The sequence below is a fragment of the Qipengyuania gaetbuli genome (genome assembly GCF_020171365.1).
GTDB lineage: Bacteria > Pseudomonadota > Alphaproteobacteria > Sphingomonadales > Sphingomonadaceae > Qipengyuania > Qipengyuania gaetbuli_B.
On record NZ_JAIUZO010000002.1, the window covers coordinates 542216 to 567110 of the forward strand.

Below are 24895 nucleotides of genomic sequence, written 5' to 3' on the forward strand. Positions count from 1 at the left end.
TTCAGGAATTGGGAACGGACTGCGCCCTCGGCGGTTCCGACGCGGTTTCGCTTGCCGCAAGGGCGATGTCCGAAAGCCACACCACGAGGTCCGCCGCGCTGCGCTCCGCCGCCTCTTCCATCGGGATGTGCCCAATGCCGTCATAGGCTACCAAGGTGGAGTTCGGCAGGGCATCGTCATACCAGCCCGCCGCCGCGAAGGGGATGAGTGCATCTTCCTTGCCCCACATCACCAGTGTCGGCACTTCGACCTTGGCCACGTCAGCCTTGTCGAAAACCGTCCATCCAAGGCCGAAGCGTTTCATCGTCGCATCGCGATTGCCCGGATAGCGCGCCAGTTCCCAGTAGCGGTCGACGGCCTCGGGGCTGACGACTTGCTGGTTGGACACGCTTTGCGACAGGCTGCGCTCGACGATCGAGCGGGGCATGAGCTGGAAAGCGAGGCTGTTGACCAGGGGAATGCGCGCCAGCTTGAAAGCCAGATTGCCGCTGCCCTCGCGCTGGATGTCCGCGCCGCCCGCATCGACCAGCACCAGTCCGTCGAGCCGTTCGGGATGGGTTATGGCGTATCCCATGGCGATGCCGCCGCCCATGGAATTTCCGGCCAGCACGAAGCGGTCGAGACCCAGCGCATCGGCGACATTCCCGACGTCGGTGACGAAGGCGTCATGCGAATAATCGTCATCGGGCGCAGGTCCCGTCAGGCCGTGGCCGCGCTGGTCGAAGCGGATAACGCGGTAATCCTCGCGCAGCATCTCAGCCCAGGGCTGCCAGGTGTAGAGGTCGGCGTTCGACCCGTGCAGCAGCATGATCACCGGCGCATCGCGCGGCCCCTCGTCCCGCAGGTGGACCGTGCGTCCGTCGGCGAGTTCGACAGCCTGAGAAGGCGAGGCACCGTACTTGGCCCACATCTCCTCCGCATCAGTATCCGGCACCCTGAAGGCGAGGAAAGCGAGACCGCCTGCCAGAAGTAGCAGGCCGATCGCGCGCACGATCCATTTCATTTCGGCATCTCCTCGATCCAGCGGCGCACCGCTTCGGTTCCTTCGCGATCGATACTCGACTTGCCGACCTCGGGCATGGCGACGCCGGGATCATTGCTCAGCATCCGGTGAAGCAGGATCGACTGATCGGGATCGCCCGGCACGACATCGAACAGCAAGCCACCAGCCCCGCGTCCGGCTGCGACCGGGCGCTTCATCACGCCGAGCGCGTGCGGATCGTCCTGTTCCCACCGCAAGTCGAGCCCGCTGTTCGAGGCTGTGGCCCCGGGCCGGTGGCAATGGGCGCAGTTCACGTCGAGATAGGCGCGGGCCACTGCCGCGACACCGGAAGCGCTTCGCTTTTCCCAGACCACCAGCCGGTCGGCACCAGCCGGAACTTCGTCCAGATTGGCCGCCAGCCATTCGCCGGACAGATTGCGCGCCTTGGGCCCGATCGGGATCACCGCATCGTCCAGCCCGTGGCATTCCTTGCACTGGTTCTTGTTCGGGACGCGGTAGCTGATCGCCTCGCCTGCCGGTGTGACGACCGACATGCGCGCTCCCGCAATCGCCAGCGCAGCATCGGTCTGCTCCGCGTTCCAGACATAGGGCAGAGCCACCCAGCCGCTTTCACGGTGGAGCAAGACGCGTGTTTCGATTAGCCGCCGCTCGCTCCCCTCGCCGAAAGCGAAGGTCTTGATCAGCGCAGTGCCGACCGGAAAATCGATCAGGCCATCGCCATTGGCTTCCATCCGCTTGCCTTCGGGCACGTAGACGAAGCGCAGCTTTTCCGCGCCGTCGGAATAGAGCGGGGTATTCAGGCGATAGGGCGTGACGCGTGCCGCCGGGGCCTGTCCTGCCCCGTCCGTGAAGAAGCCGAACTGCGACAACAGGCGCGGCATACCCTGCACCACCGCATCGTCATTGACTGCTTCGACCGCCGCGACCGGCTGCAAGAAATCGGCGCGTGCCGCAACCGATCCGGCCAGCGCGAGGCTCGCTGCGGCAAGCAGGGCGGTGGCAGGCCTCATCCTCCGAGCCGTGCCTCCAGCGCTGCAGGTGCACCGATACCGCTGCGATCGAACGCGGACGCAGGCGCCGTCACGACGAGAGGTCCGGGCTGCGCTGCGCCGAGGCCCTTTCCGGCCTCGGCCAGGTTGAGGCTCCACCCCGCGGTCCCTTCGACCGCGGCAAGCGAACCAAGCCCGTCCCACAGGACCGGCGGCAGTTCGCCGCCAAAGGCCGCCAGCAGCATCTCCGCGCCGTCGAGCTGCGGGTCATAGCCGCCGCCGTCGTAGCTGTTCGTGCCCACCACCACCTCGCGCGGAAGCGGGTTGTAACGTGCATCTTCATAGGGCTGGACATAGGCGATAACCATGACCGGCGCCGTCGGGTTGCCGGACAGGATGTTGTTCTCGATCAGCACCTTTTCGTTGGCCATGACCATGATGCCGGTACCGCGCCGTACGCCGGCCACGATATTGCCGGGAGGCGCGAAATTGGGCGTGTCGTTGGCGACCACCAAATTGTTTTCGATTATGACGTTGCCACCGCCCATGACCGGCAGGCTGGGCAGATCGAACACGAGGATACCGCCCGTATTGCGCGTGGCGACATTGTGCGCGACCAGCGCATTGCGGCTGTTCTCGATCTCGATCCCGGCGACATTCGCCTCCGCGATCGAATTGCGCACGGTGATCCGGTCGGACTGGCCGACATAGATGCCCGCATCGCTCGCCCCGGTCACCTTGACCCCGTCGACGAGGATGCCGGTGCTTTCGACCGGATAGATGCCGTAGGCGCCATTTTCCGGATGCGGACCCCGCGTCCAGGTCACGCGAATGCGGTGGTAGACGATATTGTCGGCGCCCTTGGACTTCACCCCGTCGCCCTTGGGGTTTTCGAGCGCGAAATCGCGCAATGTGACGTTGTCGCTGGTGACGAGCAGCCCTTCGCCCGCGCCCTGCTGGCCGGTGAAGTCGAGCACGGTCCCGTCCATGCCTGCGCCGCGCACGGTCACATCTTCGACATCGAGGCTGAGACCGTCGCTCATCGCATAGCGGCCCGCTTCGAGCACGATCTCGTCCCCCGGCTGCGCCATGATGAGCGCCTCCTGCAAGCGCTCCTGCGCGCCGTCACCGGGGGTCACGACATGGGTTTCGGCCAGCGCAGGCGCGGCAGTCGCAAGCAGGGCCGCAGCAATCGTCATTCTGAACATGAGTCTCTCCCTTGCAACCCATTGTGCCGCAAGGTCAGACGATTGCAAGCGATGGACTTCAGCGGGAGGCGGCTTGTGCCCGGGCCAGCCCTTCCATCGACAGCCTGCGCCCCGGCGCGAAGGCCAGCGCTTCGCGATAGGCTTCTGCCGCTTCCTTGTGCTGGCCTGCTGCAGCCAGACGCTCGGCAAGGATTTCCCAGCCCGGCTTGCCTACCGGCGGCGGGCCATAGACTACAGGGGTCGCGCTTTCCTGCTCGGCTGCGGCACGCAGCAGGGCAAGACCTTCATCGGTACGACCCTCGGCCAGCACCAATAGCGCTTCGCCCTGCGCGACCTGGCGCATCATCCACGGCCTGACCCACGTGTCGTAGGGCGATTCTTCCTTGAGCGCGGCATCGATTTCGGCCGCCAGAGCTTTCATTCGGCCGAGCGCGGCTGCCACTTCCTGACGGTCGCCCCCGGCCCGCATCAGGCGCGCGTAGGCCTGGTCGAAGCGCGTCAGGAGGAAACCTTCGTCCACGCCTTCGAGCGGAGGTGCCCATGTGCCGGTCGCAATGCCGTTCCACATGGCCATGCCGGAATAGCTGGAGGCCGGACCGAAACCGAGGCGGCCCTTGGGTCCACCCGCGATCTGCGCTTCTGCCTGAACCCGGCATTCGGCGATCAGCTGCCCCGCATCCTTGCCCTGCTGGAGCAGCGCATAGGCCAGCCATTCGTTGTAGTGGCCGCAGGAACTGGGCTCGCGGCCCTGCGAGGCCCGCTGGCGGTCAACCACCGCATCTGCGTTCACGTTGGCACGCTCCACCGCCTGCCAGTCGGCCAGCGCATGGAAGATATGGCTCACCATGTGCTGCGCATGGCCCGCATCGGGCGCGACGACCGCGTAACGCTCCGCCATCCGCTTGCCGAGCGGGGCGTGGACCGGATCGTCATAGGAATGGATCAGGTAGTGGAGGATGCCGGGGTGCATCTCGTGCGTCATGAAGCCCTGCTCCAGCACACCTGCCGCCTCCATGTAGATAGGCAGCTGCCTGCCGCCATGCGAGCTGGCGAGCACCGCCAGTCCCGTGAAGGCGCGCATGTCGATATCGTCGGGGCGCGCGGCGAGCATGGTGCGCATCTTTGCCAGGTAGGCGAGGTCGCGCTCTTCCTTGGTGCCTTCGCCGTAAAGGGTCTCGACCGCGTCGAGCCATTGGCGCTCGGTCGCATTCCGAGCCTTGGCAGCGCGCTCCGCCTGGGTGGCGCCCAGCTTTGCCAGTGCGGCAAGCGCAGCGTCCCGGTCCTGATCGTCCCAAAGGGAATGGTTGTGGGTCATCGCTTCGCCCCAGTAGGCCATGACGAAGCCCGGATCGGCGGCCTGCGCGCGCTGGAATTCCTCCGCCGCGTAGCCGTATTCGAAGTTATGGAGGAGAGCGAGGCCGCGCAGGAACGGCTCCTTCGCCGCCTCGTTCGCGCTCGTCTCCATGACCATGAATTCGGTCCCGACCTGCGCCAGCGTCGCGTTCTCTTCGGCGCCGTGACCGGTATGCGCATTGGCCGTCGCCGCCATCAGCAGCGCGGCTGTCGTGAGTGCCAGTTTCTTCATGAGTCCCTCCCCCTCGGCACCGATCATGCCGCGAGCGAGCGGGTTTGGGAAGCCGTGCGCTATCCGGCCGTGAAGGAGCAGATCGCTGCCGAGGTGCCGACCACCTCGATCGCCTCGCGGTCGTCCACGCGGCGCAGGCGTTCGAGAAATTCGGCCATGGTCAGCGGCACTTCGCTTTCCCCCTCGCGCGCCTGCAGGTTTTCGAGCTTGCGCAGCTGCATGAGCGACAGGCGCTCAGCCATGCGCCCGCCCATGCAGGCAGCGACAGGCTGCGGGATGCCCTTGTCGACCAGCACGGCCTCGATCCGGCCTGCGGTCACGCGCTCGACGCCGCCGAACCAGCCCCACAGGCCGAGACCGACGAGCGACAGCACAGCGATTGCGATAACGGTCTTGCGCATGGAGTCAGTCGAGCGCCTTCACGATTTCCTCGACCATCTTCTTCGCATCGGCCAGCAGCATCATGGTCTGGTCCATGTAGAAAACGTCATTGTCGACGCCGGCATAGCCCACGCCGCCCATCGAACGCTTGATGAAGAAAACCTGCTTGGCCTTGTCCACGTCGAACACGGGCATGCCGTAGATCGGCGACGACTTGTCGGTCTTGGCAGCCGGGTTCACCACGTCGTTCGCGCCGATGATGAAGGCGACGTCGGCTTGGGCGAATTCGGAGTTGATGTCCTCCAGCTCGAAGACCTTGTCGTAGGACACGTTGGCTTCTGCCAGCAGCACGTTCATATGGCCCGGCATGCGTCCGGCTACGGGGTGGATGGCAAACTTCACCTCCACGCCCTTTTCCTCGAGGATGTCGGTCATCTCGCGCAGCGCGTGCTGCGCCTGCGCCACCGCCATGCCGTAGCCCGGGATGATGATGACCTTTTCCGCCTGTTCGAGCATGAAGGCCGCGTCTTCCGCGCTGCCCTGCTTGTAGGGGCGCTGCTCTTTGGCCTCGCCCCCGCCCGAGCTGCTGTCGGCGCCGAAGCCGCCGGCGATCACCGAGAGGAAGCTGCGGTTCATCGCGCGGCACATGATGTAGCTGAGGATCGCGCCCGAGGAGCCAACCAGCGCGCCGGTGATGATCATCGCCGTATTGCCGAGCGTGAAGCCCATCGCCGCCGCCGCCCAGCCCGAATAGCTGTTCAGCATGGATACCACGACTGGCATGTCCGCCCCGCCGATGGGAATGATCAGCAGGAATCCGATCGCGAAAGCGGCGATGGTGAGCGCAACGATCAACGGCATCGTGCCTGCGCCGACCGTGTGCGCGAACATGGCGACAAGCACGAGGATTGCGGCCAGCGTGCCGAGGTTGATGATGTGCCGCCCGGGCAGCAGGATCGGCGAGCCGCTCATCCGGCCGGAAAGCTTGGCAAAGGCGATGACCGAACCGGAGAAGGTGATCGCACCGATCGCTATACCGAGGCCCATCTCGACCTTGCTGACAGGGTCGATCCCCCCATTGGGCAGGAGCAAGCCGAAGGCACCCGGATTGAGGTAGGCTGCCCAGCCAACCAGCACAGCGGCAAGGCCGACCAGTGAGTGGAAGGCCGCGACCAGTTCTGGCATCGCGGTCATAGCGATACGGCGAGCGATCGTGACGCCGATGATGCCGCCAAGGAAGATGGCCAAGCCGATTTCCACGATGTTGACGACCGAATGCGTGACCAGCGTGGTCACCACGGCAATCAGCATCCCGATCATGCCGAAGCGGTTGCCCGTCCGGCTCGTCGCGGGCGAGGACAGGCCGCGCAGCGCGAGGATGAAGAACACGCCCGACACGAGATAGGCGAGCGCGACCCACGGGTTCACCGGCTCTCCGCTCGACGCAGCGGCAGGCGAGGCCGTCAGCAGGAACGGTACAGCGAGGAGAAGGCGACGCATCACTTCTTCTCCTTCTTCTTGTACATGGCCAGCATTCGCTCGGTGACAGCGAAGCCGCCGAAGATGTTCACGCTGGCGAGCACGACGCCCGCAAGGCCCAACCATTTCGCCAGGGGGCTACCCGCCTCCGCCGCCGCGATCAGCGCGCCAACGATGATCACCGAGGAAATCGCATTGGTCACCGCCATCAGCGGCGTATGCAGCGCAGGCGTGACCGACCAGACCACATAATAGCCGACGAAACACGCCAGCACGAAGATCGACAGGATCGAAATGAAGTCCATGTGCGGCCCCTCCCCGGGCCCGGATTAGGTCGTCGCCAGCCTCTCGTTCACGACCTTGCCATCCTGCGTCAGCCGTACGGCATCGCCAATTTCCTCGTCGAGCACGGGTTTGCCCTGCTCCTTGTCCCAGAAGGCTGAGAGGAAGTTGTAGAGGTTGCGCGCGAACAGTGCCGATGCGTCTGCGGCTAGATGGCCCGCAGTGTTCGAATAGCCGACGATCTTTACGCCGTGCTTCTCGACCACCTGGTCGGGCTTCGATCCCTCGACGTTGCCGCCTTGCGACACCGCGAGGTCGAAAATCACGCTACCCGGCTTCATCGAGGCGATCTGCTCGTCGCTGACCAGCAGCGGAGCGGGACGACCCGGGATGAGCGCGGTGGTGATGACGATGTCCTGCTTGGCGATGTGTTCGGACACGAGCTTGGCCTGCGCGGCCTTGTATTCGTCGCTCATCTCGGTGGCATAGCCGCCCGAGCCTTCGCCCTCGATCCCTGCAACGCTCTCCACGAAAATCGGCTTGGCACCCAGCGACTGGATCTGCTCCTTTGTCGCGCTGCGCACGTCGGTTGCGGACACCTGCGCGCCGAGCCGCTTGGCAGTGGCGATAGCCTGCAGGCCGGCAACGCCGACCCCCATGACGAAGACCTTGGCTGCCTGCACCGTGCCGGCGGCGGTCATCATCATCGGGAATGCGCGGCCATATTCGTTGGCGGAGGCGAGCACCGCCTTGTAGCCGGCAAGGTTCGACTGGCTGGAGAGCACGTCCATGCTCTGCGCGCGCGTGATACGCGGCATAAATTCCATCGACAGCGCTTCCAGCCCGGTCTTGGCATACGCCTCGACCCGGGCGGTTTCGCGATAGGGATCGAAGGTCGCAGCGACCCACGCGCCAGGCTTCGCGCCGGACAGCAGCGCCACATCGGGCGCCTGCACGCCGAGCACGATGTCCGCGCCCGCGACCGCCTGGGCCGCGGGTACGACCTGCGCCCCTGCTTCGCGATAGGCCTCGTCGGTGATGGAGGCGCTTACCCCTGCGCCTTCCTCCACTGCGACTTCTGCCCCGAGTGCGATGAATTTCTTCGCCGTTTCCGGCGTGATGGCGACCCGGCTTTCGCCGTTCGCCCGCTCTGCCAGGACAGCGATGCGGATCAACGCGGCGCTCAGCCCGAAATCAAGATGACGACGATGGCCGTGATGATGACGATCACGGGGACCGCCCACTTCAGCATGCCGATGAAGGAGCCATAGGTCTTGCTATGGGCCTTCATGTCATTCCCGGATTCCATATTCAGTCCCTCGATTAGTTTTATGATTCAATCGTCCTCTAGAGTGCAAGAAAAGCAACGACAAGGGCTTGGACACCCCGTTCCACGCCGAAATTCACGCTTAATCGCCCATTTACTCCTCTTTGCTAAGACTGTGGGGAGCGATGTCGTATAGTACGGCGCGCCACGAGGGAGCGTTACGGGATTATGGCGACACAGGACGGCCGCCTCCTGCTGCTGATCGACGACGAACCGGCACAGAGCCGGCTCGTAACGGCGCTTGCTGCCCGCGAGGGATGGCGCACCATCGTGGTCGAAACCTGCGAGGAAGCGCACGAGGCGCTGACTTCGAAGGAAGGCACGCAGATCGCCGCAGTCCTCCTCGACCAGTGGGTCCCGGGCGAGGATGCGTGCGATTTCATCCGCAACCTCAAGTCCGCCTGGCCCAACCTGCCGGTCATGATGCTGACCGCCAGCACTTCGCCGCTGCTCGCTGTGGAAGCGATGCGCGCCGGTGCGACCGATTATCTGATCAAGCCGATCGCGCCCGAACGCCTGCTTTCGGCCTTGCGCAGCGCAACCCGCCGCGAAGCGCCGAAGGATGAGCTGCAGCCGATGACGGAAAAGCTGTCGCAGGTCCTCGATTTCGACGCGATGGTCGGCACTGCCGCTCCTTTCCGCACCGCGCTGGCCAAGGCCGCAACCGCTGCGCGCGGCCATGGCCATGTCCTCGTCGAGGGTGAAACCGGCACGGGCAAGGAAATGCTCCTGCGCGCGATGCACAATGGTTCGACCCGTGCGAAGGCGCCGATGCGGCTGGTCAATTGCGCCGGCCTGCCGGGCAATTCGCTCGAGTCGCTGTTGTTCGGCCACGAGAAGGGCGCCTTCCCTGGCGCATTCGACAAGCAGGTCGGCCTGCTGCAGCATTGCGACGGCGGCACGCTCATGCTCGACGAGATCGACCGCATGGACCTCGCCATCCAGGAACGGCTGGCGGAAACGCTGGAGACCGGCATCGTGCGCCCCACCGGCGCCACCCACGGCTTCCGCATCGACGTGCGGGTCTTCGGGGCGAGCGACCTCGAACTGGACGAGCCGGTAGAGGCCGGCGAATTCTCCGCTGCGCTGCGGGACAAGCTGTCAGCCACCCGCATCTACTTGCCGCCGCTGCGCGATAGGCTGGGCGATATCCCTGCCCTCACCCGCTATTTCCTGTCGCGCATCGCGGAACAGCCGGGCCTCAAGCATCATTCCATCGCCGACAGCGGTCTTTCGCTGCTTGAAGCCTATGACTGGCCGGGCAATGTTCGCCAGCTGCAGGCGGTGCTCTTCCGTGCCGCTGTCTTCTGCGACGGCGAGGCGCTGACTGCGGAAAGCTTCCCGCAGCTGTCCGAACTGCTCGGCGACAATCCCTTGCGCGGCGAGAGCCGGGCGCGCGGGGTCGGCGTGCTGCTCTACACCAACGACGGCAATTTGCGCCCGCTGGAGGAAATCGAGGCCGACATCATCCGCCTCGCCATCGGGCACTATCGCGGCCGTATGACCGAAGTCGCCCGCCGCCTCGGCATCGGGCGCTCGACACTTTATCGCAAGCTGAGCGAACTCGGCATCGACAACGCGGCCTGACCTGCCTTACCCTTCGGGGTCATGGGAAAACTCACCGGAATGAAATGCGTCGTCACCGGCGGCGCGCGAGGTATCGGCAGGGCTGTCTGCGCAGCTTTCGTTGCCGAAGGCGCGACGGTCGTGCTGACCGATATAGACGAGGAAGCCGGTAGGAAAGCTGCCGAAGAACTCGGCTGCAAGTGGCAGCATCTCGACGTGTCCGACGAGACCGGCTGGCAGGCGCTGGCCGAACGCTTCCCGGCCATCGATGTGATGGTCAACAACGCGGGCATCACCGGTTTCGAGGACGGCCCGCCCCGCCCTCACGATCCCGAGCACGCAACGCTTGAGGAATGGCGACGCGTCAACGCCGTCAACATGGAAGGCACCTTCCTCGGCTGCCGCTATGCCATCGGTGCGATGAAGGCGAAGGGCACCGGCTCGATCATCAACATGTCCTCGCGCTCCGGCGTGGTCGGCATTCCCGGAGCCGCTGCCTATGCGGCATCCAAGGCGGGGATCCGCAACCATTCCAAGTCGGTCGCGCTCTATTGCGCGCAGCAGGGCTGGCAGATCCGCTGCAACTCGGTCCAGCCGGCCGCCGTCATGACCCCCATGTGGGAGGCACTGCTCGGCGACGGCCCGGGCCTGGAAGAGCGCAAGGCCGCGATGGTCAAGGACACGCCGCTAAAGCGCTTCGGCACGGTCGAGGAGGTGGCCGCCCTGTGCGTCTACCTCGCCTCGCCCGAAAGCGCCTACATGACCGGCGCCGAACTCACGCTTGACGGAGGGTTGCTTGCCGGCAGCGCTGCCTCGCCGGGAGACTAGCCCGGCAGGTCAGAGAAGTCCGTCAGCGCCGCATCGCGCAGGCCGCGCCAGACGTTGCGGGCCTGCACCGTCTCGGCGACGTCGTGCACCCGCACCATCTGCACCCCGCTGCGCATGGCTTCCAGCGCCAGCGCGATACTGCCACCCAGCCGTTCGTCGGCAGGCGCTTCCTTGCTGAGCGCACCGATCATCCGCTTGCGGCTCGCCCCGAACAGCAGCGGGTGGCCGAGCGCGTGGAACAGCGGCAGCGCATTCACCAGCGCCAGGTTTTCGCCCAACGACTTGCCGAACCCGATACCGACATCGAGCAGGATGTTGCGCGCCTCGATCCCCGCATCCAGCGCCGCATCGCGGCGGGTGCGCAAGGCATCGAACACGTCGAAGGCCACGCGGTCGTAATCACCGCCTTCGTGGAGGTCCTCTCCGGCAGCGCCCGGCGCATGCATCAGCACGACCGGGCAACCGGCACCCGCGACCACCTCTGCACTGCGCGGATCGTGCGCGAGGCCGGAGACGTCGTTGACGAGGTGCGCGCCCGCTTCCAGCGCGGCTTCCATGACTGCCGCCTTGCGCGTGTCCACGCTGACCGCCGCACCCATGGCGACGCAGTCCTCGATAGCGGGGAGCACGCGTTCGATTTCGTCGCCTTCCCACAAGGCCTTGGCACCCGGCCGCGTGCTTTCGCCGCCCACGTCGATGATGGCCGCCCCCGCTTCGACCATGGCGGAGGCATGTTCGCGGCCTGCCGCGCGGTCGTCGAGATAGCGCCCACCGTCGCTGAAGCTGTCGGGGGTCACATTGAGGATTCCCATGACCTGCGGCTGGTCGAGCGCGACCGAGCGCGGCCCCAGTTGCAGCGGCGGGTGCGCCAGCGTCAGGTTCGCCCATTGCGCTTCAGCATCGGCCCCCACCTCGTCCGGCAGGGCGCCGAGCACCTGCGCCATCGTATCGGGCGCGGCGAGCCAGCGTTCGACGATATCCCCGTCCCGCCGCAGGATGACTGCGAAGCGGCTGGCATAGGCCATGGAACCGGCCAGCCGGATGGCATTGCCGTGTTCGCTCTGGGGACCGGGGACAAGGCCGATGGGCCGGATATAGACGTGTTGGGTCATGACAGGACTGCACTAGCAGGGAGTGATAAGGATGGAACACCGCGAGTCGTGCCCGGCGGGAGAAATTCGCGGATTAATCCGATTGCGAGGAAGGCGGGATTTCAAAAGGAGCGTTGATTCACATCAATGAAGCCTTCCAGAAGGGACCTAGACACGACTTGGTGGGAATATTTGCGGGAGAGTAGGATGAACGCTGTTACAGCCATGACCAAACCGACGCATGTCGACGTGCTGATCGTCGGGGCGGGGATCTCCGGGATCGGTTCGGCCTACCACCTGCAGGACCAGTGCCCGGGCAAGAGCTATGCGGTCCTCGAGATGAAGGACACGTTCGGCGGCACCTGGGAGACGCATAAATATCCCGGCGTGCGCTCGGACAGCGATCTCTACACCTTCGGATACCGCTTCAAGCCGTGGATCGGCGCGCCGATCGCCAGTGCGGAAGAAATCCTCAAGTACATGGGCGAGGTCATCGAGGAAAACGGCATCGGCGAACACATTCGCTACGGCCACCGGATCGACCGGTGTAGTTTCTCGCGCGAGACCGACCTGTGGACCGTCGAGGCGACCCGCCTCTCCGACGGCGAAAGCGTGGTCTTCACCTGCAGCTTCCTCTGGATGTGCCAGGGCTATTACGACCACAAGACGCCTTACATTCCGCCGGAATGGCAGGATAAGGGACTGTCCGACTTCAAGGGCGATTTCGTCCATGCCCAGCAGTGGGACCCGGACTACGACTACACGGGCAAGCGCGTTCTGGTGATCGGATCGGGCGCAACAGCCGCAACGGTCGTCCCTGCGTTCGCCGAGAAGGCGGAGCACGTCACCATGCTCCAGCGGTCCCCGACCTACTTCTTCTGTAGCGAGAACAAGAACGAGCTGGCCGACCGCCTGCGCGAGATCGGCGTCGACGAGCCAACAGTCCACCGCGTCGTGCGCCAGCAGATCATGTTCGACCAGGACATGCTGACGAAGCGCTGTCTCGAGGAGCCGGATGCCGTCTTCGAGGAACTGAAGGAACTGGTCCGCGCCTTTACCGGCAAGCCCGATTTCGAGTTCGAGCCGCATTTCACGCCCAAATACCGCGTGTGGCAGCAGCGCCTCGCCTTCTGTCCCGAAGGCGACGTTTTCCGATGCGCGGTCGAGGGCAAGCTGACCGTCGTCACCGATACGATCGACCGCTTCACCGAAAAGGGCGTCATGACGTCCTCGGGCGAGGAGATCGAAGTCGACCTGATCGTCGCTGCCACCGGATTCCAGTTGTCCGTGATGGGCAACATCCCCTTCTTCGTCGACGGGAAGCCGGTCGATTGGCACGACACGGTGACCTATCGCGGGATGATGTTCACCGGCGTGCCGAACATGGTGTGGGTCTTCGGATATTTCCGCGCCAGCTGGACCTTGCGCGTCGACATGCTCGGCGATTTCGTTTGCTCGCTGCTCAAACACATGGACGGGAAAAGCGCACGCCGTGTGGAGGTGCAATTCCGGCCCGAAGACGAGGGCATGGAGCTCCTGCCGTGGATCGAGGCCGACAATTTCAACCCCGGCTACCTCATGCGCGGGCTCGACCAGATGCCGCGGCGCGGGGACAAGCCCGAGTGGCGGCACAACCAGGATTACTGGCGCGAGCGCGAGGAAATTCCCGCGATCAGCCTCGATGGCCCCGAGTTCGCCTACTCCAGTGGTGCAGGGGTGGCGGGCGCTGTCGAGGCCGAAGCCATCGGCTAGGCGGCAGCGCGCGGTTGCGTAGCTGCAGGACCGCAGTATCAAGTCTCCACGAGGGCACACATTCGTGCCGCGGAAACGGGGTCCGGTTTGCCAGGCTGGAGAGGAGAGGGAAAATGCGTTCTGCCATGCGAGCGATCGGCTCGGCGCTTCTGCTGTGCGCTGCCGGAACTGGCGCGATGAATAGCGCCCACGCACAGCAGGCGGGCGCTCCGCAGGTCCGCGCGAGGGACCTCGGCGTACCCTTCGAAGGCACTCCCGGACCGCTCAACGCCATCACCGATGTCGCCGGTATCGAGGTCGGGCACACCACGCTGATCTCCGGCGATGGCGATCTCGTCGTCGGAAAGGGACCGGTCCGCACCGGCGTCACGGCCATCCTGCCGCGCGGCAAGACCTATGATCCCGTATTCGCAGGCTGGTACGCGCTCAACGGCAATGGCGAGCTGACCGGCACCACCTGGGTCGAGGAATCGGGCTGGCTGGAAGGTCCGGTGATGATCACCAATACCCACAGCGTCGGCACCGTCCGCGATGCGACGATCGAATGGGCACACAAGCGCCGCTTCTTCGCCCCGCTCGCCGGCGAGCCCGACACCTTCTGGATGCTGCCCGTGGTCGGCGAGACCTATGACGGCGACCTCAGCGACATCAACGGCTTCCACGTCAAGAAGGACCACGTCTTCGCAGCGCTCGACAATGCGGCTGGCGGCCGCGTGGCCGAAGGCAATGTCGGCGGCGGCACCGGCATGATCACTCACGGCTTCAAGGGCGGCATCGGCACTTCCTCCCGCGTGGTCAAGGCAGCGGGAGAGGACTACACCGTCGGTGTGCTGGTGCAGTCGAATTACGGGATCAGGGACACCTTCATGGTGGCAGGCGTGCCGGTGGGCCGCGAGATTACCGACCTCACCACGACCTATGGCGATCACAACCAGGAAACCGGCTCGATCATCATCGTCGTCGCCACCGATGCGCCGCTGCTGCCGCACCAGTTGAAGCGCGTGGCCCAGCGCGCCACCATGGGCATCGCGCGCAACGGCTCCTTCGCTTCGAATGGTTCGGGCGACATCTTCATTGCCTTTTCCACCGGCAATCCCGGCAAGTGGGGCCGAGAAGGCAGCGCGGAACTGACCAGCCTTTCGAACGACGCGCTGAGCCCGATTTTCCGCGCCACGGTCGAAGCGACCGAGGAAGCGGTGATCAACGCGCTGGTCGCCGCGCGCACCATGACCGGGATCAACGGCAACACCGCCCACGCCCTGCCGCACGACCGGCTGCGCGCAGTACTGCGCAAATACGGGCGGCTGGTGGAGCCGGAAGCTCCAGACGCGAAGTAGGCGCTAGTCCTCGACTGCCAGCAAATACAGCTGGCGCGCGGCGTCGATGGGCTTCACCTCGCCGCCGTTCTCGTAATGCCAGAAGGTCCAGCCGTTGCAGCTAGGCGCGCCCTGCAGTTCCTTGCCGAGGCCGTGGATGCTGCCGGTCTGCTTCTCGTAGGCGAGCGAGCCGTCGGCGCGCACGGTGGCGACCCAGCGGCGCTTCTTGTCGAACACCTGCGTGCCGGGCGTGATGAAGCCGTTTTCGACCAGCGCGCCGAAAGCGACCTTGGGTGCCGAACGCTTCGACTGCATGGTGGTCAGCGCGCTTTCGTCGAGCGGCAGTTCCTTCTCAATCCGCTTCAGCGCGGCATTGCGATAGACGCCTTCGCGCTCGCAGCCGATCCACTGGCGACCGAGGCGCTTGGCCACCGCACCGGTCGTACCGGTGCCGAAAAAGGGGTCGAGCACGACGTCACCCTTTTCCGTGGTCGACAGCAGCACGCGGTAAAGCAGGCTTTCGGGCTTCTGCGTCGGGTGGACCTTGGCCCCGCCTTCCTTCAATCGTTCCGCGCCGTTGCAGATCGGCAGCACCCAGTCGCTGCGCATCTGAAGCTCGTCGTTCAGAGTCTTCATCGCGCGGTAGTTGAAGTGGTATTTCGCCTTTTCGCCCTGGCTCGCCCAGATCAGCGTTTCATGCGCATTGGTGAAACGGGTGCCCTTGAAATTGGGCATCGGGTTCGACTTACGCCAAACGATGTCGTTGAGAATCCAGAAGCCCAGGTCCTGAAGGATCGCGCCGACGCGGTAGATATTGTGATAGCTGCCGATCACCCACAGCGCGCCGTCGGGCTTGAGGATGCGCTTCGCCTCGGTCAGCCAGGCACGGGTGAACTCGTCATAGGCAGCGAAGGTATCGAACTTGTCCCAGTCGTCGGTCACGGCATCGACATGGCTGCCGTCGGGCCGGTTGAGGTCCCCGCCCAGCTGGAGGTTGTAGGGCGGGTCGGCAAAGACGAGGTCGATCGAGGCGGTCGGGATCGAGCGCATGGCTTCCACGCAATCCCCGTCGAGGATGCGGCCCACCGGCAACTCGCCACGCGGCAATTCGAGCGGAAGTTCCGCTTCTTTCTCGATGCGCCGGGCGCGCGATTTCGTGGTCTCGATGACCCCCATGAAGGTTCCCCTGTCCGTAGTTATCCACAGGGTGAGTCCAAACGGAGTCCGCGTCAAGCATCTTCCGGGTTGCATATCGCGGCCAGCCACAAGAGCTGAGGGAGAACGAAAGGAGTCCCCCACAAGATGTTGAGTCTGGCCGGATTCACCGGACTCAAGATGGTGGGGTGTGGCCTCGAAGACTCGACTTTACCGGGAATTTTTGGAAACTGCCCCTTCCATTCAACCCGGGTCGCTCAACCGGGAGGACTACACGGCACTCAAGGTAATCGGCGCAGGTGTCGGATGCACCGCCACCTTCACGATGAAATTTGCGCTGGAGCACATCGGTTACGGCCCCTGTTTCCACATGGCGGAGCTTTTCGCCGACGCGCCCCGACAGGTGCCGATGTGGCTCGAAGCGATTAATGGCAGGCCTGACTGGGACGAGATTTTCGACGGTTTCCAATCGACCGTGGACTACCCTTCCGCTTCTTACTGGCGGGAACTGGCGGACCATTACCCAGACGCGAAAGTCATCCTGACCGTGCGCGATGCCGACAGCTGGTTCGAATCCGTGACCGAAACGATCTTCTCCGAAGCAATGCAGGGCAAGGCCGTGGGCACGCCAACGGGCGACATGATGAAGGGCACGATCTTCGACCACTTCCACGGCGGCGACATCCGCGACCGGGCCTTCATGACCAAGTGGTTCAACGACCGAAACGAGGCGATCATCGCCAGCCTGCCGGCCGAGCGCCTGCTCGTGTTCCACCCCAAGGAAGGATGGGAGCCGCTGTGCCGGTTCCTCGACGTGCCGGTCCCGCCCGAACCCTTCCCGCGCGTCAACAGCCGCGACGAGATCACGGCGGCGAACGAGCAGGAAGGCGGTATGGCCAAGGACGACGACTCTGCAGAAAGCTTCGGCAAGTCCTATATCGAGACGCTGCGCGCCAAGGCCTTCGCGCAGTAGGACCTAAAGCAGCACCATCTGGCTGATCGGCGCAAAGCTGCGGCGGTGGAGCGGCGTCGGACCATGGACGCGCAACGCTTCCATGTGCTGGGCCGAACCGTAGCCCTTGTTGCGGTCCCAGCCATATTCGGGATGCGCCTCGGCCGCCTCGCACATCAGGCGGTCGCGGTATTCCTTTGCAAGGATGGAGGCGGCCGAAATGCAAGCCTCGGAGCCGTCGCCGCCGACGATGGCGCGGGCAGGCCAGCGCCAGTCCGCGCAGCGCCCGTGCGGCGTCTGGTTGCCGTCGATCAAAATTGCTTCGGGCTCGCTCCCGAGGGCCTTGACCAGCCGTGATACGGCAAGCGTCATCGCCAGCATGGTCGCCTGGAAGATGTTGATCCGGTCGATCTCCTCGACATCGACCACGCCCAATCCCCATGCACAGTTATCGAGAATTTGCGGTTCCAGTGCGGAACGACGCGCTGCACTGAGCTTTTTGGAATCGTCGAGGCCTTGCGGACAGGGGTTGCAAAGCACCACCGCGGCAGCGACGACGGGACCAGCCAGTGGCCCGCGACCCGCCTCGTCGACCCCGACGACCAGCGGTGCGCGGCCAAGACCATGTTCGGGAGACGATGAAAACATGAAGCGCCTTACCTTGTTCGCCGCCACCCTACCCGGCGCCCTGCTGCTCGCAAGCTGCGGCAGCGGCTATTCCACCGATGGCGGAACCGAAGCCGCTTCGACGCCCGCACCGACCGATCTCGAATTCGCGATCACCGAACACGGCAGCTTCAACGAACCGTGGGCTTCGGCCTTCCTGCCCGGCACCGACCGCCTGTTCATCACCGAGAAGTCGGGCACGATGAAGTTCGTCAACACGAAGGACGGCACGGTCGGCACGGTCAGCGGTCTTCCGGATGTCGACTACGGCGGGCAGGGCGGCCTTGGCGACGTCGCGTTCCTGCCGCGCGAGGCGCGCCTGCGTTCCGCCATGCGGACCATTTACCTCAGCTGGGTCGAAGCGGGCGAAGGCGACACGCGCGGAGCGGTCGTCGGGCGCGGGCAGATGATCTGCCCGACCACCACGACCTGCGCCATTTCCGACCTTGAAGTCATCTGGCGCCAGACGCCCAAGGTGACCGGCCGCGGTCACTATTCGCACCGCATCGCGGTCAGCCCGGACGGTCAGTACCTGTTCGTCACCAGCGGCGAACGGCAGAAGCAGGAGCCTGCACAGGACACCTCGAACACGCTGGGCACGGTCGTGCGCCTGAACCTCGACGGTACGCCTGCCGCCGGTAATCCTCTCGCTGCGCAGGGCAGCCCGAGCAACGAGATCTGGTCGTGGGGCCATCGTAACCTGCTCGGCATCGATTTCGATTCCGAAGGCCGTCTCTGGGAAATCGAACACGGCCCGGCGGGCGGTGACGAGCTGAACCTCGTCAAGAAGGGCCAGAACTACGGCTGGCCGGTCCGCTCCAACGGCGACCAGTACAATGGCACCGACATTCCCGATCACACGGCGGACGACGGGTTCGCCAAGTTCGCGATCAACTGGACCCCGGTCATCGCGCCGGGGAATATGACCTTCTATCGCGGCGATCTCTTCCCCGGCCTCAGGGGCGACCTGCTCATCTCCGGCCTCAAGACCGAAGCGCTCGTCCGCGTTGCCATCGACGGCGAAAGCGCCCGCGAAGTCGCCCGCTATCCCATGGGCAAGCGTATCCGCTCGGTTATCGAAGGACCCGACGGCGCGCTGTGGGTGCTGGAAGACGGCGAAGGCGGCCGCCTGCTTGAGCTTCGTCCCAAGTAAGGCGAAATTGATCGACTCATGGCGTGCGCGGCCCTAAGCGCCGCGCCGCCATGGCGACCATCGTCCCCCTATCCGCGATCGACCCCGCACTAGTCGAAGAGTTGCTCGACGCAGCCTTCGGCGAGCAGCGTCACGCCCGCACCGCCTACCGCATCCGCGAGGGCATGGAAGCACTCGACGCGCTCAGCTTCGCCGCGCTGGACGAAGACGACTATCTCGCCGGCACGATCCAGCTGTGGCCGGTGGCGCTGACCGACCCGGAAGGTCGACCCCACCCGATGATCATGGTCGGCCCCGTCGCAGTCATGCCGGGGCGGCAGGGCGAAGGGTTCGGCAAGGCACTGATGGCCGCCAGCCTCGGCGCGGTGGAAAGCGGTTTCGAAACTGGCGCCGCTCCGCTGCCGCAGGTGATGATCGGCGATCCAGACTATTACGACCGCTGGGATTTCACCGCCCAGCATACGGGCGGCTGGCACTGCCCCGGCCCCTATGAACAGCACCGCCTGCTGGCCCGCACGAGCAATCCGGCAGTGCTGCCGCGCGAAGGCATGCTCGGCCCCTGGCCCGGCCAGCTCGCCGGATAGGTTGCGCAGCAGGCCGCATCGCCCCAAGTAAGGCGGCGATGGTCTATACTCCGCCCCCCGAACTTGCCGGTCTCTCGCTCGCCCAGATTGTCGAGCAGGTCGCGGCGCGCAAGCTGCCTCCGGTCGAACAATGGACGCCCGAACAGGCGGGCGAGAGCCACATGCGCATCCTCGCCGACGGAACCTGGCTTCATGAGGGAAGCCCGATCTCTCGCCCCGCCATGGTGCGCGCCTTCGCGGGCCTGCTACGCCGCGAGGACGACGGCAGCTACTGGCTGGTAACGCCCTTCCAGAAGCTGGCGATCGAAGTGGAAGATGCCTGCTTCATCGCCACCGACGTGTCCGAGACCGAGGGCAATCTCGCCTTTCGCATCAACACCGACGAACTCGTCGTGGCTGGGCCCGACAATGCTATCCGCGCCGCGGGCGATCCCGAAGCGCCTTCGCTCTACCTCCATGTCCGGCGCGGATGCGAGGCGCGGCTCAACCGGTCGACCTACGAACAGCTTGCGCGCATCGCGCTGGAGCATGGCGAGGACTGGACCGTGTCGAGTGGGGGCGAGGCTTTCTCGCTGGTGCCTGCATGAGCGTAATGTTCGACCGCCTGACACATTTGTTCGAGCGGGGGCACGCAGCGCCCTCGCCCGACCTGCTGACCGATGCGCGGTTCGCCGACCTCGAGCGCACGGCCGATGCGGCAGTGTTGATCGCCGTGACCGAGCGGAAAGACCCGACTGTCCTCCTTACCCAGCGCCCGCGCACTATGCGCGACCACCCCGGGCAGGTCGCATTCCCCGGGGGCAAGCTCGACCAAGGCGAGGACGCGGTGGATGCGGCGCTGCGCGAAGCGTGGGAAGAACTCGGTATCGAGCGCGACCACGTCCGTATCATCGGGACGACCGACCGCTACCAGACCGGCACGGGCTTCGACATTACGCCGGTGCTTGCCACCGTGCCGCCCGACCTGCCCATCCGCCCCGACCCGCGCGAGGTGGAAAGCTGGTTCGAGGCGCCGCTCTCGCTGCTGATGCAGCCCGAAAGCTGGCGCGAGAACGAGGTGTTCTGGAAGGGCGCGATGCGGCGTTATTACGAGCTCGATCACGAGGGCTACCGCATCTGGGGCGTGACCGCGGCGATCTGCATCAACCTTTCGCGGCGGCTGGCGTGGACGGACTGACCGCTCTAAAGGCACGCGCATGAACCGCCTGCCGCAAGCCGACTGGACCAAGCGCAAGGACCTTGCCGCCCTCGTGGCCGCGCTGGGGCCCGACAACGCACGCTATGTCGGCGGAGCGGTGCGCGACACGCTGCTGGGCAAGGACATCCACGACATCGACCTTGCAACGCCGCTGCTGCCGCACGCGGTGATCGACCTGTGCAAGGAAGCTGGCATCCGCACGGTGCCCACGGGCATCGATCACGGCACGGTTACGGCGATCCTCAAGGGCGGGCCGGTCGAAATCACAACCTTGCGCTACGACGTGTCGACCGATGGCCGCCGGGCTACCGTAGCCTTCGCGACCGAGTGGCAGGAAGACGCGGCGCGGCGCGATTTCACCATCAACGCGCTCTATGCACATCCCGAAACGCTGGAGATCAGCGATTATTTCGGCGGACTTGCCGATCTCGATGCGCGCCACGTCCGCTTCATCGGCGACCCGCACGAACGCATCCGCGAGGATCACCTGCGTATCCTCAGGTACTTCCGCTTCCAAGCGCGCTTTGGAGACGAGCCGAACGGCGAGGCTGTCGCGGCCTGCCAGGAACTGGCGCACACGCTGAAGGGCCTGAGCCGCGAACGCGTGGCGATGGAACTGCTGGGTATCCTCTCCCTGCCCGACCCGCGCGGCGCAGTCGCCCTGATGGCGGAGCTGGGGGTGCTGGCCGTGATCTTGCCCGAAGCGCGGGAACGCGAGCAGGCGGTCTTCGCCGCTCTCGTTGCACACGAGGCTACAACCGGCACGCCGGGCGATCCCGTCCGCCGCCTTGCCGCCCTGCTGCCCCCCATCCCTTCGGTTGCCGAGGCCGTATCGGCCCGCCTGCGCCTCTCGCGTGCCCAGCGCGCTCGCCTCGTCTGTGCGGCGGAACGCAAAGAAACCGACGCCAGCGCACCGCGCGCGCTTGCCTATGCCGAGGGCGTGGAAGGGGCGCGCGACAGATTGCTTATCGCCGGTGGATCGACCGGCGAACTGGATGGCTGGGACGTCCCCCAGCTTCCCCTCAAAGGTGGCGAGATCGTCCAGCGCGGCATTGGCGCCGGGCCCGATGTGGCCCGCATCCTGCGCGCGGTCGAGACGCGCTGGGTTGCGGAAGAATTCCCCTCGCGCGCGCGCGTGGAGGAACTGCTCGAGGAAGAGATCGCCGCGTCGGGCCACTGATTATCGCGGCAATGCAACACGCATGCGGAACGGCCCATCCCGCCTGAACCACGGCTCACCCCCATCTTCAGCCATGCTTAAGCTGCATTGCAGCATTTTTGGGGCCGCGAGGTTGCACCACGGCAACCCATTTGTCATAGAGCGCCAGCTTCCGGAGGGGGGCATGCGGCTTTCTTGCCGGGCCCCGCGGGTCTGCTGTCGCTCACATCATTCAGCGGTCCATAGCGTGCTGCGGCGCGCTTCGGGATCGCATAAGTCGAACAAGTCTAGGAGTACATTCATGAAATTCGTCAAGCTGGCTGCCGCTGCTGCCGTCCTTGCCGCCACCCCTGCCCTTGCCAACGAACAGGTCGTTGCGGGCGCCACCGTTACCGGTCCCGAAGGCAATGCCGTCGGCACCATCGTCTCGGTCGAAAACGGCCAGGCCGTGCTCGACACCGGCAAGCACAAGGTTCCCCTCGGCGTGGAAATGTACGGCCAGGGCGAAACCGGCCCGACCATCACTGTCACCAAGCTCCAGCTCGACGGCATGATCGACGCGCAGCTCGCCGAAGCCGCTGCCAAGCGTGACGCCGCTCTCATCGTCGGTGCCGAAGCCATGGACGCCAAGCACGCACCGCTCGGCACCGTGCTCGAAATCGAAGGCGACAACATCGTCCTCGCTCGCGGCGGCGACGAAACCAACAAGGTCACGCTGCTGCGCGAACACTTCGACGCCACCGACCACGGCCTGATGGCCCGCCTGACCAACGCGCAGATCGATGCCGCGATGGCACAGGCCGCTTCGGCTGCCGGTAGCGCAGGCGAATAAGCCGACACCGGTTCCCTGAGTTCTTCAGGGTCGCATGAGGCCGGGAGCGCATCCGCGTTCCCGGCCTCTATTTGTTTCAGGTGAAGCGGTTGTCGCGCGGGAAGCCCTGCGGCGGCAGGCGCCCGGCCCCGCCACGCGCGACCTTCCACTGCCACATGTCGGTTTCGGTGCGCGTCCGGTCGCCCTTGCCGCCCATCGCCCAGCTCAGCCCTTCCGCCAGCGTGAAGGTGGTCGCGTCGCTTAGGCCGCCGTCGCGGTAGCCCTGCAGCTTGTTGCCCTGCCCCTTGGCTAGGCGCGGCAGTTCCTCGAGGTGGAAGACCACCAGCTTGCGATTGTCGCCCACCACGGCGACATGATCGTGGCCTGCTGGAATGGGCCGTGCGACCTTGAGCTTCGCATCGCCCGGCAGGTTCACCACCTGGCGCCCTTTGCGGGTTTCGGCGAGCATGCTGTCGGTGGTGGCGGCAAAGCCCTTGCCCGTACTTGCGGCGAGCAGGACTTCCTGCCCTTCGCGGTGGACGATGACCGAGACGATCTGCGCGCTCGCCTCGATGTCGAGCGTGTTGCGCACCGGTTCGCCGAAGCCGCGCGCGCCCGGCAGCTTGTCCGCCCCCAGCGTGAAGACGCGGCCATCGTCGCCGACCAGCAGCAGCTTGTCGGTGGTCTGTGCGTGCAGCACGAAGGCAGGCGCATCGCCTTCCTTGTACTTGAACTCCTGGTCCAGCGGCAGGTGACCCTTGGCCCCGCGGATCCAGCCCTTCTGCGAGAGGATGACCGTCACCGGCTCCTTCTCGATCATCGCGTCCATGCTGAATTCGACAGCCGGCGCGGCTTCCTCGATCGTGGTCCGGCGGCGACCCAGCGCGGTGTCTTCGCCATATTCCTTGCGCAGGGCATTGAGGTCGCGCTTGAGGCGGGTGCGCTGGCGAGCCGGGCTGCCGAGCAGCTTTTCCAGCTCGTCCTGTTCTTTCAGAAGGTCGTCCTTTTCCTGCCGCAGCTGCATTTCCTCCAGCTTGCGCAAAGACCGCAGCCGCATGTTGAGGATGGCTTCGGCCTGCCGGTCGGTGAGCTTGAACTCCTCCATCATCACCGCCTTGGGATCGTCCTCGTAGCGGATGATCTCGATCACGCGGTCGAGGTTGAGGAAGGCGATGATATAGCCTTCGACCAGTTCCAGCCGCCGCGCGATCTGGTCGAGCCGGTGCTGGCTGCGGCGCTGGAGGATGTCGATCTGGCTGGCAATCCAGTTGTTGAGCAGTTCCTTCAGCCCCATGACCATCGGCGTGCGCGTCGCATCGAGCACGTTGAGGTTGAGGCCGAAGCGCGTCTCCATGTCGGTGAGCTTGTAGATGCTCTCCTTCAGCAGCTCCGGATCGACATTGCGGCTGCGCGGGACGAGGACGATGCGGACCTGCTCGTCGCTCTCGTCGCGCACGTCCTCCAGGATGGGCAGCTTCTTGTCGGCGATCGCCTGGGCGATCTGCTCGATCAGCTTGCCCTTCTGCACCTGGTAGGGAATTTCGGAGATGACGAGCTGCCACTGGCCGCCGCCCAGCCGCTCGATACCTGCCTCGCGGTCCTCGGCCTTGTCGGCTTCGGCGGCATGGAAGCGGCCGCGCACGCGCAGCGAGCCACGCCCGGTCTCGTAGGCAGCGGCAATCGTCTCCGCGCTTTCGGGGACGACACCGCCCGTGGCGAAGTCCGGCCCCTTGAACAGCTCCATCAGCCGCGAATGTTCGACATGCGGATTGTCGATTACCTCGAGCGTCGCATCGACGATTTCGGCGACGTTATGGCTCGGGATATTGGTCGCCATGCCGACCGCGATGCCGCTTGCCCCGTTGGCCAGCAAATTGGGGAACAGGCCGGGGAAGATTTCCGGCTCCTGCTCCTCGCCATTATAGGTCGGGATGAAATCGACCGTGCCTTCGTCGAGGCCTTCCATGAGGCGCAGCGCGGTCTTGGTCAGGCGGGCTTCGGTGTAGCGGTAGGCCGCAGCGTTATCGCCGTCGATATTGCCGAAGTTCCCCTGCCCCTCGACCAGCGGGTAGCGCAGCGCGAAATCCTGCGCGAGGCGGACCATCGCATCATAGACCGAGGCATCGCCATGCGGGTGGTACTTACCGATAACGTCGCCGACCACGCGGGCCGATTTCTTGAAGGCGCTCGAAGGGTCGAGCTTCAGCTGGCGCATGGCCCACAGCAGGCGGCGGTGGACCGGCTTCAACCCGTCACGCAGATCGGGCAGCGAGCGCGCGGTAATCGTGCTCAGCGCATAGACGAGGTAGCGCTCTGATAGCGCGGAATCGAAAGGTGCGTCGACGATGGCGTCGAAGGGATCGGCGCCTGAATCGTCCATCTCGGTAATGGCCATGGCATTCGCCCTACC

At 65.2% G+C, this 24895-nt stretch carries 24 protein-coding genes; 11 read left to right on the forward strand and 13 right to left on the reverse strand.

All coding sequences use genetic code 11. The annotated features are described in order from the left end of the window. Nucleotide 1: 1 nt before the first annotated feature. From LCL94_RS03175 to LCL94_RS03215, 9 genes are read right to left on the reverse strand one after another with little or no spacing between them, the layout of a single operon-like run. Nucleotides 2-1003 (reverse strand): alpha/beta fold hydrolase, encoded by a 1002-nt coding sequence (locus LCL94_RS03175; RefSeq protein ID WP_224830955.1) that lies wholly within the window; start codon nucleotides 1001-1003, stop codon nucleotides 2-4. Beyond that, the gene (locus tag LCL94_RS03180; protein ID WP_224830956.1) at nucleotides 1000-2013 is read right to left on the reverse strand and encodes an SO2930 family diheme c-type cytochrome; all 1014 of its coding nucleotides are present in this window, start codon (nucleotides 2011-2013) and stop codon (nucleotides 1000-1002) included. Before LCL94_RS03180 ends, LCL94_RS03175 begins: the two co-directional genes overlap by 4 nt. Beyond that, nucleotides 2010-3200: a parallel beta-helix domain-containing protein gene (locus tag LCL94_RS03185; RefSeq protein WP_224830957.1), complete on the reverse strand. Its 1191-nt coding sequence runs from the start codon at nucleotides 3198-3200 to the stop codon at nucleotides 2010-2012. Before LCL94_RS03185 ends, LCL94_RS03180 begins: the two co-directional genes overlap by 4 nt. 58 nt (nucleotides 3201-3258) lie before the next feature. After that, the gene (locus tag LCL94_RS03190; protein ID WP_224830958.1) at nucleotides 3259-4785 is read right to left on the reverse strand and encodes a hypothetical protein; all 1527 of its coding nucleotides are present in this window, start codon (nucleotides 4783-4785) and stop codon (nucleotides 3259-3261) included. Between the two features lie 59 nt (nucleotides 4786-4844). After that, nucleotides 4845-5186, reverse strand: coding sequence for a hypothetical protein (locus LCL94_RS03195; protein ID WP_224830959.1), 342 nt, complete (start codon nucleotides 5184-5186; stop codon nucleotides 4845-4847). Nucleotides 5187-5190: 4 nt separating this feature from the next. Beyond that, nucleotides 5191-6666: an NAD(P)(+) transhydrogenase (Re/Si-specific) subunit beta gene (locus LCL94_RS03200; RefSeq protein WP_224830960.1), complete on the reverse strand. Its 1476-nt coding sequence runs from the start codon at nucleotides 6664-6666 to the stop codon at nucleotides 5191-5193. Next, nucleotides 6666-6950 carry an NAD(P) transhydrogenase subunit alpha gene (locus tag LCL94_RS03205; protein ID WP_160607774.1) on the reverse strand — a complete coding sequence of 95 codons (285 nt, stop codon included), beginning with the start codon at nucleotides 6948-6950 and terminating at the stop codon, nucleotides 6666-6668. Before LCL94_RS03205 ends, LCL94_RS03200 begins: the two co-directional genes overlap by 1 nt. Before the next feature lie 24 nt (nucleotides 6951-6974). Further along, on the reverse strand, nucleotides 6975-8099 hold the full coding sequence (locus LCL94_RS03210) for an NAD(P) transhydrogenase subunit alpha (protein WP_224832648.1): 1125 nt from the start codon (nucleotides 8097-8099) through the stop codon (nucleotides 6975-6977). An 11-nt stretch (nucleotides 8100-8110) separates the two neighbouring features. Then, nucleotides 8111-8218 (reverse strand): aa3-type cytochrome c oxidase subunit IV, encoded by a 108-nt coding sequence (locus tag LCL94_RS03215; RefSeq protein ID WP_234033908.1) that lies wholly within the window; start codon nucleotides 8216-8218, stop codon nucleotides 8111-8113. Nucleotides 8219-8422: 204 nt separating this feature from the next. Between LCL94_RS03215 and LCL94_RS03220 the strand changes: the two genes are divergently transcribed. Continuing rightward, nucleotides 8423-9841 (forward strand): sigma-54-dependent transcriptional regulator, encoded by a 1419-nt coding sequence (locus tag LCL94_RS03220; protein ID WP_224830961.1) that lies wholly within the window; start codon nucleotides 8423-8425, stop codon nucleotides 9839-9841. 21 nt (nucleotides 9842-9862) lie between these two features. Beyond that, nucleotides 9863-10648, forward strand: coding sequence for an SDR family oxidoreductase (locus LCL94_RS03225; protein ID WP_224830962.1), 786 nt, complete (start codon nucleotides 9863-9865; stop codon nucleotides 10646-10648). Here LCL94_RS03225 and folP read toward each other — a convergent pair. Then, complete coding sequence (gene folP, locus LCL94_RS03230; protein WP_224830963.1) at nucleotides 10645-11760, reverse strand: dihydropteroate synthase; 1116 nt, start codon at nucleotides 11758-11760, stop codon at nucleotides 10645-10647. The two genes, LCL94_RS03225 and folP, sit on opposite strands and share 4 nt — an antisense overlap. Before the next feature lie 204 nt (nucleotides 11761-11964). Here folP and LCL94_RS03235 point away from each other — a divergent pair, with 204 nt between their 5' ends. Further along, nucleotides 11965-13491 (forward strand): flavin-containing monooxygenase, encoded by a 1527-nt coding sequence (locus LCL94_RS03235; RefSeq protein ID WP_224830964.1) that lies wholly within the window; start codon nucleotides 11965-11967, stop codon nucleotides 13489-13491. Between the two features lie 113 nt (nucleotides 13492-13604). After that, the gene (locus LCL94_RS03240) at nucleotides 13605-14828 is read left to right on the forward strand and encodes a P1 family peptidase (RefSeq protein ID WP_224830965.1); all 1224 of its coding nucleotides are present in this window, start codon (nucleotides 13605-13607) and stop codon (nucleotides 14826-14828) included. A gap of 3 nt (nucleotides 14829-14831) precedes the next feature. On the opposite strand, the gene LCL94_RS03245 is transcribed toward LCL94_RS03240, so the two are convergent. Next, a complete protein-coding gene (locus LCL94_RS03245; RefSeq protein ID WP_318245562.1) occupies nucleotides 14832-15983 on the reverse strand; it encodes a site-specific DNA-methyltransferase in 1152 nt (383 codons plus the stop codon). 202 nt (nucleotides 15984-16185) lie between these two features. On the opposite strand from LCL94_RS03245, the gene LCL94_RS03250 reads away from it, so the two are divergent. Continuing rightward, nucleotides 16186-16935, forward strand: a complete 750-nt coding sequence (locus tag LCL94_RS03250) for a sulfotransferase family protein (RefSeq protein ID WP_263611755.1) — start codon at nucleotides 16186-16188, stop codon at nucleotides 16933-16935. A gap of 3 nt (nucleotides 16936-16938) precedes the next feature. Here LCL94_RS03250 and LCL94_RS03255 read toward each other — a convergent pair whose 3' ends face one another. Further along, entirely contained in the window at nucleotides 16939-17562 is a 624-nt protein-coding gene (locus LCL94_RS03255) for a ribonuclease HII (RefSeq protein ID WP_224830967.1), read from the reverse strand. Between LCL94_RS03255 and LCL94_RS03260 the strand changes: the two genes are divergently transcribed. From LCL94_RS03260 to LCL94_RS03285, 6 genes are all read left to right on the forward strand, one after another. Continuing rightward, on the forward strand, nucleotides 17561-18733 hold the full coding sequence (locus tag LCL94_RS03260; RefSeq protein ID WP_224830968.1) for a PQQ-dependent sugar dehydrogenase: 1173 nt from the start codon (nucleotides 17561-17563) through the stop codon (nucleotides 18731-18733). The two genes, LCL94_RS03255 and LCL94_RS03260, sit on opposite strands and share 2 nt — an antisense overlap. Before the next feature lie 50 nt (nucleotides 18734-18783). Beyond that, a complete protein-coding gene (locus tag LCL94_RS03265; RefSeq protein ID WP_224830969.1) occupies nucleotides 18784-19317 on the forward strand; it encodes a GNAT family N-acetyltransferase in 534 nt (177 codons plus the stop codon). A 38-nt stretch (nucleotides 19318-19355) separates the two neighbouring features. Continuing rightward, complete coding sequence (locus tag LCL94_RS03270; RefSeq protein ID WP_224830970.1) at nucleotides 19356-19904, forward strand: DUF1285 domain-containing protein; 549 nt, start codon at nucleotides 19356-19358, stop codon at nucleotides 19902-19904. Beyond that, entirely contained in the window at nucleotides 19901-20494 is a 594-nt protein-coding gene (locus LCL94_RS03275; protein WP_224830971.1) for a CoA pyrophosphatase, read from the forward strand. The genes LCL94_RS03270 and LCL94_RS03275 overlap by 4 nt, the downstream gene beginning before the upstream one ends. Before the next feature lie 19 nt (nucleotides 20495-20513). Beyond that, nucleotides 20514-21695, forward strand: a complete 1182-nt coding sequence (locus tag LCL94_RS03280) for a CCA tRNA nucleotidyltransferase (RefSeq protein ID WP_224830972.1) — start codon at nucleotides 20514-20516, stop codon at nucleotides 21693-21695. A 280-nt stretch (nucleotides 21696-21975) separates the two neighbouring features. Then, the gene (locus LCL94_RS03285) at nucleotides 21976-22506 is read left to right on the forward strand and encodes a hypothetical protein (RefSeq protein WP_224830973.1); all 531 of its coding nucleotides are present in this window, start codon (nucleotides 21976-21978) and stop codon (nucleotides 22504-22506) included. A gap of 76 nt (nucleotides 22507-22582) precedes the next feature. Here LCL94_RS03285 and parC read toward each other — a convergent pair whose 3' ends face one another. Next, on the reverse strand, nucleotides 22583-24880 hold the full coding sequence (gene parC / locus LCL94_RS03290; protein WP_224830974.1) for a DNA topoisomerase IV subunit A: 2298 nt from the start codon (nucleotides 24878-24880) through the stop codon (nucleotides 22583-22585). Nucleotides 24881-24895 lie beyond the last annotated feature (15 nt).